General features: G+C 68.5%; 9 protein-coding genes and 1 pseudogene. 4 read left to right on the top strand and 6 right to left on the bottom strand.

Annotation, left to right across the window (positions count from 1 at the left end; genetic code table 11):
* Positions 1–228: 228 nt before the first annotated feature.
* Together BN11_RS18050 and BN11_RS18055 are read right to left on the bottom strand one after the other, a co-directional pair.
* Positions 229–510, bottom strand: a complete 282-nt coding sequence (locus BN11_RS18050) for a transposase (RefSeq protein WP_162213214.1) — start codon at positions 508–510, stop codon at positions 229–231.
* 162 nt (positions 511–672) lie between these two features.
* Positions 673–1,530 (bottom strand): DDE-type integrase/transposase/recombinase, encoded by an 858-nt coding sequence (locus tag BN11_RS18055; protein WP_162213287.1) that lies wholly within the window; start codon positions 1,528–1,530, stop codon positions 673–675.
* Between the two features lie 696 nt (positions 1,531–2,226).
* Here BN11_RS18055 and BN11_RS18065 point away from each other — a divergent pair.
* Positions 2,227–4,176 carry a TIGR03960 family B12-binding radical SAM protein gene (locus BN11_RS18065; RefSeq protein WP_048699675.1) on the top strand — a complete coding sequence of 650 codons (1,950 nt, stop codon included), beginning with the start codon at positions 2,227–2,229 and terminating at the stop codon, positions 4,174–4,176.
* Between the two features lies 1 nt (position 4,177).
* On the opposite strand, the gene BN11_RS18070 is transcribed toward BN11_RS18065, so the two are convergent.
* Positions 4,178–4,753 carry a protein-L-isoaspartate O-methyltransferase family protein gene (locus tag BN11_RS18070; RefSeq protein ID WP_048699676.1) on the bottom strand — a complete coding sequence of 192 codons (576 nt, stop codon included), beginning with the start codon at positions 4,751–4,753 and terminating at the stop codon, positions 4,178–4,180.
* A 100-nt stretch (positions 4,754–4,853) separates the two neighbouring features.
* Between BN11_RS18070 and BN11_RS18075 the strand changes: the two genes are divergently transcribed.
* Entirely contained in the window at positions 4,854–5,798 is a 945-nt protein-coding gene (locus BN11_RS18075) for an acyl-CoA thioesterase (RefSeq protein WP_048699677.1), read from the top strand.
* Between the two features lie 18 nt (positions 5,799–5,816).
* On the opposite strand, the gene BN11_RS18080 is transcribed toward BN11_RS18075, so the two are convergent.
* The 3 genes from BN11_RS18080 to BN11_RS18090 all read right to left on the bottom strand — a co-directional run bounded on the left by BN11_RS18080 (position 5,817) and on the right by BN11_RS18090 (position 8,374).
* Positions 5,817–6,248 (bottom strand): DUF6918 family protein, encoded by a 432-nt coding sequence (locus BN11_RS18080; RefSeq protein WP_048699678.1) that lies wholly within the window; start codon positions 6,246–6,248, stop codon positions 5,817–5,819.
* 93 nt (positions 6,249–6,341) lie between these two features.
* Positions 6,342–6,986, bottom strand: a complete 645-nt coding sequence (locus BN11_RS21430) for a maleylpyruvate isomerase N-terminal domain-containing protein (protein ID WP_053084177.1) — start codon at positions 6,984–6,986, stop codon at positions 6,342–6,344.
* A gap of 17 nt (positions 6,987–7,003) precedes the next feature.
* Complete coding sequence (locus tag BN11_RS18090) at positions 7,004–8,374, bottom strand: transaminase (protein WP_048699679.1); 1,371 nt, start codon at positions 8,372–8,374, stop codon at positions 7,004–7,006.
* Between the two features lie 35 nt (positions 8,375–8,409).
* On the opposite strand from BN11_RS18090, the gene BN11_RS18095 reads away from it, so the two are divergent.
* The gene (locus BN11_RS18095) at positions 8,410–8,940 is read left to right on the top strand and encodes a TIGR03936 family radical SAM-associated protein (RefSeq protein WP_327152881.1); all 531 of its coding nucleotides are present in this window, start codon (positions 8,410–8,412) and stop codon (positions 8,938–8,940) included.
* Positions 8,941–9,304: 364 nt separating this feature from the next.
* A pseudogene (locus tag BN11_RS18100) lies at positions 9,305–9,912 on the top strand (hypothetical protein); the annotation flags it as partial.

Raw genomic sequence — 9,912 nt, forward strand, 5'->3', positions numbered from 1 at the left:
GGACGCGTCGGTACCCGTACCGGCCGTGATGGCGGACGAAGATGGCTCGGATCAGCCGGCCCAGCTTCCGGCGGCGTTTCGCGGTTGCCGACGCCGGCCGTTTCACCCAGTCATAGAACCCTGATTCCGACACGCCCAGCCAGGTACACATAGCGCCCACCGTGTATCGGCCGGAACCATCCGAATTCGTGGTCGCCTTCTCCGCGAGAATGTGTGCGTACCGGTCGGCTACCGATACTTCTTCGCGAAGAAGGCGGTGGCTTTTCCCAGGAACTCCCGCTCCAGACGCAGTTCCTGATTCTCGCGCTCGAGTTGTTCAAGCCGCGCCCGTTCCGAGATTGTCAAGGGCTTGTCCTCGACCGGGTTCGCTTCCTGGTACTTCTTCACCCAGTTCCGCAATGTCTCCGCGCCGATACCATTCTCCCGCGCGACCTGTGACAGGTTCTTCTGCCCCTGGTAACTCAAGAACAGTTCCACCATCTGCTCGCGGAACTCCGGCGAAAAACTCACCCTACCGCTACTCATTCTGAATCGATTCTCCCTTCCAAGGAATCCTACTCTATTGGGATCCAACTCCGAAAGGAATCAGGCACGTCAAAGGGAGTCGTCGGTGGGCTCTGGCCCGGCTGTCGACGGCGTTACCCATTGGTATGTGGGGTGGTCCGGAAGCTGTCAACCTGTTGTGAGTCGGTCGCCGGTTTTCGGGGTGTTCAGGACGGCGTGGGCGTAGGGGGTTTGGACGCGCCGGTTGGTGGTGAAGCGTTCGGGGTGTTGAGCGATCAGCTGGTCCAGGACCGCTTGGCGGCGCTGGTGGATGTGGATCCAGGTGCCGTCGTGGACGGAGATGGGGGTGTGTCCGGCGAGGCTGGAGTGGCGGTGCTCGGTGTTGTACCAGGCCACGAATGACGCGGTCCAGGCGCGGGCGTGCTCGATGTCGGTGAAGAAGGCAGGGGCGGTCGGGGTGTACTTGCTGGTCTTGAACCACGACTCGGCGTAGGGATTGTCGTTGGAGACCCGGGGACGGTTGCGGCTGACCGCGATATCCAGCGTGCGGAACAGGTCCGTCAGGGCCTTCGAGGTCATCGAGGAGCCACCGTCGGAGTGCACGATCCGCGGGGCTCGGTCACCGTGGTCGACCATCGCGCGTTCGAACATCTCTTTGGCCAGGTCACCGGATTCGTGGTCTTCGACGCGCCAGCCGACGATCTTGCGGGAGAAGACATCCAGGACCATGTACAGGTCGTAGCAACAACCGATGTAGGGGCCTTTGAGTTTGGTGATATCCCAGCACCACACCTGCATCGGGCCGGTGGCGTCCCACTGCGGCATCGCGCTGGTGCGGCGGCGGGCCCGGCGCCGTACCGGTCGGGCTGGCTCCAGGTGGGCGCGGGCGACCCGGTACCACGAGGACAACGAGGCGACCGGGGTCGCGGCATCCCAGGCCTCGTAGAAGGCCTGGTATACCGACTTCCCGGCAGCGAACGCCGCCGTCAGCATCACCGTGATGGCCTCAACCTCGGCTGCCGTCAACCATGCCGGCGACCGCCGCCGCCGGTGCGGAACCACATCCGTGGTTCTCGGGCGCGGATGCTGACGCAGCTGCCATGAGCCACGGGATATGCCCAGCAACGCCAGCGCACGCCGCTGCGAGAGCCCGGCCGCGACCAGGCCGGCGACTACCGTCGCCTCGAACGCCCACCACGCCTGACGATCCATCACCGACGGCCCGTTGGATCGCCGCCCTTGGGTGCCGTCCCGTCCCGCAAGAGCTCGATAGCTTTTCCCAACGCGTCGATCACCCGAGCCTGTGACTGCGCCGACGCGTGAGCAGTGTCCAACTTGGCGCGTAACCGCTTGTTCTCCGCGTGCAACCGGGCCAACTCCCGGTTCTCCTCAATCGACACCAACACCCCTCCTCGAGGGATCCGACCCGACTCCACAACCCCGGCCATCACCTGCCGACGCCACCGCGCCAACGTCGCCTCGCCCACCCCGCGAGCACGCCGAAACGCCTGCCGCTGGCCATGCGGAACCGCTAAATACTCCAACACGAAATCACGCCGCTGCTCAACAGTGAACTCATCAGGATCCATCAGGTCATCTCCATCTCAACGAAGACGAACTGACTCACCAACAGACTGACATGCTGGGGTTGGACGAGTCGCTGCGAGAACGGGCGCCGGCTGAGGGACCGAACCGCTTCCAAGGGTCACCTATCCTTATCGGATGCCTGGCCAGTCCCGATTCGATCAACTCGAGCCCCTGCTCGAGCGGGTGAGCAAGCCGATCCAGTACGTCGGCGGCGAGCTCAACTCCACCGTCAAGGACTGGGACTGCGGCGGCGTCGGCCCCGCCGGCGAGGATCTGACCGTCCGCTGGGCGCTGATGTATCCCGACGCCTACGAGGTCGGGCTGCCCAACCAGGGCGTGATGATCCTCTATGAAGTCCTGAACGAGCGCCCTGACACGCTCGCCGAGCGGACGTATGCCGTGTGGCCCGATATGGAGGCCCTCTTGCGCTCCGAGGGGGTCCCGCAGGTGACGGTGGACGGCCATCGCGCGGTGCGCGAGTTCGACGTCTTCGGCATCTCGTTCTCGACCGAGTTGGGCTACACCAACTTCCTCAACGCCCTGGACCTGGCCGGCATCGCGATCCACGCCGCCGACCGCGCCGACGACGAGCCCATCGTCATCGTCGGCGGGCATGCGGCCTTCAACCCCGAGCCGATCGCCGACTTCATCGACGCCGCCATCGTCGGCGACGGCGAGCAGGCGGTCCTTCAGGTCAGCGATGTCATCGCCGAGTGGAAGGGCGAAGGCCGGCCCGGCGGACGCGGCGAGCTGCTGCGACGCCTCGCGCACACCGGCAATGTGTACGTCCCGAGTTTCTATGACGTCAGCTACCTGCCCGACGGCCGCATCCGCCGGGTCGCACCGACCGAGACGGGCGTGCCGTGGCGCATCGACAAGAACACCGTCATGGACCTCGACGAGTGGCCCTATCCCAAGCAGCCGCTGGTCCCGCTCGCCGAGGCCGTCCACGAGCGCATGAGCGTGGAGATCTTCCGCGGGTGCACCCGCGGCTGCCGGTTCTGCCAGGCTGGGATGATCACCCGCCCGGTGCGCGAGCGTTCCATCACCGGTGTCGGAGAGATGGTTGAACGGGGTTTGGCCGCAACGGGTTTCGAGGAGGTTGGCCTGCTGTCGCTCAGCAGTGCGGATCACTCCGAGATCGCGGGCATCACGAAGGGCCTCGCCGACCGGTATGCGGGGGAGCAAGTCGGTCTGTCCCTCCCGTCGACGCGCGTGGACGCCTTCAATATCGACCTCGCCAACGAGTTGACCCGCAACGGGCGCCGCTCCGGGCTCACCTTCGCCCCCGAAGGCGGGAGTGAGCGGCTGCGCAAGGTCATCAACAAGATGGTCACCGAGCAGGACCTCATCGACACCGTCGCCGCCGCCTACGGCGCGGGATGGCGGCAGGTGAAGCTCTATTTCATGTGCGGTCTGCCGACCGAGACCGACGAGGACGTGCTGCAGATCGCCGATCTCGCCAAGAGGGTCATCGACACGGGGCGAAGAGTGAGCGGCCGCAAGGATATCCGCTGCACCGTCTCCATCGGTGGGTTCGTCCCCAAGCCACACACGCCCTTCCAATGGGCCGCCCAGCTCGGCGCCGACGAGACCGACGCGCGGCTCGCGAAACTGCGCGAGGCGATCCGGTCGGAGCGCAAGTACGCCAGCGCCATCGGCTTCCGCTACCACGACGGCAAGCCGGGCATCATCGAGGGCCTGCTCTCCCGCGGCGACCGCCGGGTCGGCCGGGTCATCGAGCGGGTGTGGCGTGAGGGGGGCCGCTTCGACGGCTGGCGCGAACACTTCTCCTACGAGAACTGGATCGCCGCGTGCGAAGCCGAACTCCCGCCATATGGCGTCGACGTCGACTGGTACACCACCCGCGAACGCGGCCAGACCGAAGTGCTGCCGTGGGATCACATCGACTCCGGCCTGGACAAGGACTGGCTGTGGGCCGACTGGCAGGACGCCCTCGACGAGCGCGAGCAGGACGACTGCCGGTGGACCCCCTGCTTCGACTGCGGTGTCTGCCCCCAGCTCGGCACCCACATTCAGATCGGCCCCACGGGCAAGCACCTCCTGCCGCTCACGGTGGTGTGATTCAGCCGTCTGTGATCAGGGGCACGAAGCGGTAGTGGCCGTGCGTCGTCACGTCGTGCCCGCGCTCGGTGCGCACCACGCGGAGCATCCGGCCGGCAACCGGGATGACCATGACCCCATCCCCGCGCAGCTGCTCGACAAGGCTGTGCGGCAAGGTTTTCGGTTCAGCCGAGACCAGGATCCGATCGAAGGGCGCGTGATCGGTGGCCCCGAGCGCGACCGGATCGGCGAGCGTGAGGCGAGCCCACGGCATACCGGCGGCGGCGAGATTGGCGGCGCCGAACTCGGCGAGGGACGCCACTCTCTCCAGCCCGAGCACGCTGCCTTCCGGGCCCACGATCCACGCCAATAGCGCTGTGGTCCAACCAGATCCAGCACCCACGTCCAGGACCCTCTGACCGGGGCGCACGTCGAGCAGACGGAGCATGTCGGCCACGGTCCGGGGCTGGCTGTTGGTCTGTCCGTGCCCGATCGCGATGGGTCCGTCGTATGCCGCCCGCCCCCGTTCGCCGGGCGGCAGGAAGTTCGCGCGAGGCACGGCGCGGAAGGCGGCCGTCACCCGGTCCTCAGAGCCCATGTCACCTGAGTATGCCGGGACGGGGCCATGACGCCGGTCCGGCGGGGTCGCCCGTCGCTCACCGCCGACGGCTGAGCCCGGCGGATGGGAAGCTGGGCCCATGAGCACGCTGACCGCCGACAGAGCAGAGATCACGCTGCGCTTCCTCGCCGCGCCCACTGACGCCGGCCAGTCCGGATCGGTCTCTGCCGGAAAGGTTCTGGAGTGGATCGACAAGGCCGGGTATGCCGCGGCCGCCCGCTGGAGCGGCACGTATGCCGTGACCGCCTATGTCGGCAATGTCCGCTTCACCCGGCCCATCGAGGTCGGTCACCTCGTCGAGGTGACAGCGCGCGTCGTGCGCACCGGCCGCTCCTCCATGGACATCATGGTCGAGGCCTTCAGCGGTCCACCGGCGACGGGCGAGTTGGCTGCGGCGACGCACTGCCTCATGGTGTTCGTCTCCGTGGACGACAAGGGCGCGTCCCAGGCGGTGCCAGCGCGCATCCCCAATGGCGAGTCGGAGAAGCTCTGGCAGGACTGGGCCATCCGGCGGGCGGAGGTCCGCAAGGAGGTCGAGGAGGCGATGCAGGAGACGGTCTTCAGCGAAGCCGGCACCGCACCGAGGATCACGATGCGCTTCCTGGCCGCGCCGACCGACGTCAACTGGGGCGGCAAGGTCCACGGCGGCATCGTCATGCGCTGGATCGACGAAGCCGCCCACGTGCTCGCCACATCGTGGACCGGAGACGCGCACAATGTCGCGATCTTCACCGGTGGCGTGCGCTTCTACCGGCCCTTGCGGATCGGCCACCTCGTCGAGGTCGAGGCGCGCCTGCTGCATACCGGCCGCACCTCGATGCACATCGGTGTCCACGTCCGCTCAGGCGACCCGGCGACCGGGGAGCTCGAGCTCACGACATACTGCCGCACCGTGTTCGTGACGATCGATGAGGCGCGCAATGCGGTCCCTGTCACGCCGTGGGTGCCGGTGACCGATGAGGATCGGGCCCTGGATGCCCACGCCGTCGAGCTGGTGGAGATCCGGGCCCGGCACGAGGTCTAGTCCGCGTCCCTCGCCGGCTCAGCCGGCGAGGGACTGGAGCGCCTCGCCGAGACGGGGGAGTGCGGCCTCGACATTGTCCTTCGCCTTGCCGCGCAGCTTCGAGTAGACCTTGGCGATGGCCGCGTGTTTCGGGTTGGCCGCGCGTGCGTCGGTGACCGCGAGCAGGGCCTCGCTCACGGCGTCGGCATTGCCCGCGAGGTAGGCCCCGAACGGCTGCTCGCCTCGAGCTGCCCAGAACGGTTCGAGCTGCGCCATGAAGTCGGGCAGCATTCCGTTGATCGCGCGCCGCACGATCTTGGCGTCGATCTTGTTGGCCGCGGCGTAGCCGGTCTTGATCGCGGCGCCGCTGAGGCCGGACTTGCTCTTGACTTCCGCGTCCACGACGCCGACGAGGGCGTCGACGGTCTGTGGCCGTCGGCTCGGGTCCAAGAGCTCGTGCAGGGTGGTCATGTCAACGCCTTCGCTCGGGTGATGTTCGTCGGCCGCCCATCCTCGCAGCCATCCACTCCTCCGCGAAATCGCCCGTCGGAGTGGCACACCCGGTCAGAACGCGCTGATCTCCTCCGGCCGGCGCTCCCGCCTGGCCAATGCGCTGATGAGGGCGGACTGGCCGTGCCTTCCGGCAGCGAGGTCGGCGAGGAGGTGCAGCACAGGCTGGTATGCCGCGGACGGGAACTCGGGTGTGGCCACGCCGATCGAGTGGGCCAGGTCGTCGCTGTGCACGACGATCTCGACGAGCCGGGTGAGGAGGTAGTCGTCGCGGCGCAGGCTCCATCCCTGCCACGGGATGGTCACCGGGTCCTGCGCCGCCCCCGAGCGCAGCAGGGAGGTGACGTCCGTGAACGCGGTCAGGCTGCGCTGCACCATCGCCTCGAATCCGGCGCGCGCATCCTCGGTGTCGAGGTCACGCGTCATCGCGGGGTCGTCGAGTGATCGCGCCGTGACCCAGGACGCCCGGCGATAGTGCTCGTGCGCGCTGTCCAGCAGATCGGCGCCTTCGGCCGCTGGTGTGGAGAGGATCTGATACGAGCGCACGAATTGGCGCCCGAGGTGGCAGGTGAGCATGCCGATCGTCATGCGCGGCAACGCACTCGGCTCCTCCCACCGGCCGGCGATCACGGGCCGAGCGATGAGGTCGGTAGCGATCGCGGCGGCCTCGACGAAGGCCGCATCCCGGTTCACCCGCATTGGGACCTCCCCCGCGGTCATCCGCGAAGCGCCGCGACGGCCTCGTGGAAGGCCTCGGTATGCCGGTCCACGTCGGCGCGCTCAGTGGCCGGGCACATCAGCGCCATATTGTGGAAGGGCGTCATCAGGATCCCGCGATTGCACATCGCGAGGTGCATGTAGGCGTCCAGGTCGTCATCCGCCGCCGCGGCGGCCTCCTCACCGGTTCGCGGTGCGGGATAGGCGAATCGGTATTCGGCCCGGGCGCCGAGTTGCGCGATCGACCACGGCAGGTCGAACTCCTCGATGCTCGCCTCCACGCCCTCGGTGAAGGCGGTGGCGAGGTCGATCATCGCGTCGAAGGCCTGCGGGGTGAGCACCTCGCCGAGCGTCGCCCGCATCGCGGCGAGCGAGAGAGCGTTGCCGGCGAGAGTGCCGCCGACACCACCGACGTCGATGATGTCGGCGTCTCCTGTGTCCGTGTGATGCGTGACCCGCGCGGCGACGTCCTCGCTCAAACCATAGGCGCCACAGGGGATTCCGCCGCCGATGGACTTGCCGATGACGAAGATGTCCGGCTGCAGACCCCAGGCGGTCGTGGCCCCACCCCAGCCCGCCGAGAAGGTGTGCGTCTCATCGATCATCAGCAGCGCGCCATACCGCGTCGCCAGCTCCCGCAGCCCCTCCATGAAACCCGGCTCGGGCAGCACGATCCCGATATTCGTCAGCGCCGGCTCGGTCAGGATCGCCGCGACGTCACCGTGGCGCAGCGCAGCCTCGACCGACTCCAGGTCGTTCCACACCGCCGCCCGCGTCGTCAGGTCCACCGGCACGGGCGGTGCGACATTGCCCGGCCGGGAATAGGTGCCGCCGTGGACGGGGTTTGTGACCGCGAAGGTTTCATCCACGCTGCCGTGATAGCAGTACCCGAACACGAGGATCTTGCTGCGCCCGGTTGCCAGCCGCGCCAACCGGATCGCCCACCGGTTCGCGTCCGTCGCCGAGAGGGTGAAGCTCCACAGCGGCAGTGTGAAGCGAGCCGTGAGCTCGGCACCCACCCATTGCGCGTCCGCCGTCGGGAGCATGGTCGTCAGCCCGCCGAGGTCGCCGGTCCGGGAGGTGACGGCCTTGATCGTCGGGTCGGGGGAGTGGCCCGCCATGGCGCCCGTGTCGCCCAGTGCGAAGTCGACATAGGTATGCCCGTCGACGTCGGTGATGCGGGCACCGTGGGCGTGGTCGAGATAGAGCGGGAAGCCGCCCGACCACTTGTTCATCCAGGTCATCGGGACGTGACCGAAGAGATTGCCCGACGCGTCATACAACTCACGCGAGCGAGGGTTGGCAGCGGCATACGCCTGCGCTTCCTGCTCCACCAGGACAGCCAGACGGGAACGATCGATGGCGACCATGCCCACACCCTAGGGGCGGGGATAATTGCCCGACCATGAGTCCCACACCTGACGGCCCGCCGCCCGCACCGGTCGCCGCGCGCTACCGCATCCGGTATGCCCGCCGCGGCCGGATGCGCTTCTCGTCCACCCGGGATTTCTCCCGGGCCCTCGAACGGGCGCTGCGCCGCGCCGAGGTGCCGATGGCCTTCTCCGCCGGCTTCCACCCACACCCGAAGATTTCGTATGCCGGGGGAGCGCCGACGGGGATGGCGTCGGAGGCGGAGTACTTCGAGATCGGCACCATCTGCGACGTCGACCCCGAGCGGTTGCGCGCCGACCTCGACGCGGCGCTGCCGACGGACCTGGACGTTCTGGAGGTGGTGCCCGCCGGGCCGGGTGCGCTGGCGGACCGGCTCGAGGCCAGCGACTGGCTGATCGAGTTCCCGGACGTCGCCTCGCAGGAGCTGCGCGCCGCGGTCGACGCGCTGCTCGCGCTGCCGGCGGGGCACGGTCACCCGAGTCTTCAAGAACGGCCCGCGAGAGCTCGACGTGCTGGCCGCTGTCGAGCGCGCCGAACCCAGTGAGAGGGAGGACTGTGCGATACTTCGCTTGGTCGTTCGGCATACCACACCTGCCGTTCGCCCCGACGACGTTCTGACCGCGTTGCGCGAGTCGATCCGGTTCGCGCCAGCCCGACCCCCACGGGTCACCCGGCTGGCGCAGGGACCGTGGGACAACGCAACTGGGCAGGTGGCCGATCCCCTGGCCATCGACAAGGACGCCGCCGCCTCGAACCGGTGACGCGCCCCGCGCGAACCGCCACCCGAGGAACCCGACGACTTCCGCGTCGGCTGTCAGCCGATGCGACCTGGAACCGCCGTATGCGGCGTGGGGCCGGTGATCCGGCCGGTGTGGCCGAGCCGTATGCCGCGAGAAGGTGCATGCGCGATGAGCGACACCACACCCACCGACAACCCCGCCGATGAAACCGGCTCCGACGGCGCTGACCTGCTGTTCCTGGTCGACCACGACGGCGTGAGCACCCCCATCGCCGACGGCGACGCCGCTCCGGTCGACGATCTGGCCGTCACGCCCGAGGAGGTCGCCGCGACGGCCGAGGAGTTGGCCGCTGCCGACGACCCGAGCCCGGGCGACGAGCCGGCCGACGCCGACCGCGAGGACGACGCCGTCGAGGAGGCTCCGGCCGAGGACGAGTTCGACTCCCAGCCCCAGCCCCAGCCCGGCTCGGACGAGGCCGACGCTGACGAAGCAGACGCTGACGAGGCCGACGCTGACGAAGCAGAGGGCTCGGATGGCCCGGCCGACCCGGCCGAAGCGGAGGACTCCGACGAAGCGGCCGACTCGGAAGGTTCCGACGAAGGGGAGGGCTCGGACCACCGAGCCTTCTCTGACGGTCCGGAGGACTCGGACGACACCGGCGGCTTTGACGAGGCCCCGGAGCCTGCCGTCCCCGCGGCGTTCGGCCTGGTCTTCCAGGCGCCGGTCGCCCCGCCCACGCGCCGGGCCTCCCGCCCGGCCGGGTCCGCGACGCCACC

The organism is Nostocoides australiense Ben110 (genome assembly GCF_001050535.1).
Classification (GTDB): Bacteria; Actinomycetota; Actinomycetes; order Actinomycetales; family Dermatophilaceae; genus Nostocoides_A; species Nostocoides_A australiense.

Bases quoted from the DNA above. Each gene is read 5' to 3' on its own strand.
- BN11_RS18065 (WP_048699675.1), top strand. From the start codon at position 2,227: ATGCCTGGCCAGTCCCGATTCGATCAACTCGAGCCCCTGCTCGAGCGG.
- BN11_RS18070 (WP_048699676.1), bottom strand. From the start codon at position 4,753: ATGGGCTCTGAGGACCGGGTGACGGCCGCCTTCCGCGCCGTGCCTCGC.
- BN11_RS18075 (WP_048699677.1), top strand. From the start codon at position 4,854: ATGAGCACGCTGACCGCCGACAGAGCAGAGATCACGCTGCGCTTCCTC.
- BN11_RS18080 (WP_048699678.1), bottom strand. From the start codon at position 6,248: ATGACCACCCTGCACGAGCTCTTGGACCCGAGCCGACGGCCACAGACC.
- BN11_RS21430 (WP_053084177.1), bottom strand. From the start codon at position 6,986: ATGCGGGTGAACCGGGATGCGGCCTTCGTCGAGGCCGCCGCGATCGCT.
- BN11_RS18090 (WP_048699679.1), bottom strand. From the start codon at position 8,374: ATGGTCGCCATCGATCGTTCCCGTCTGGCTGTCCTGGTGGAGCAGGAA.
- BN11_RS18095 (WP_327152881.1), top strand. From the start codon at position 8,410: ATGAGTCCCACACCTGACGGCCCGCCGCCCGCACCGGTCGCCGCGCGC.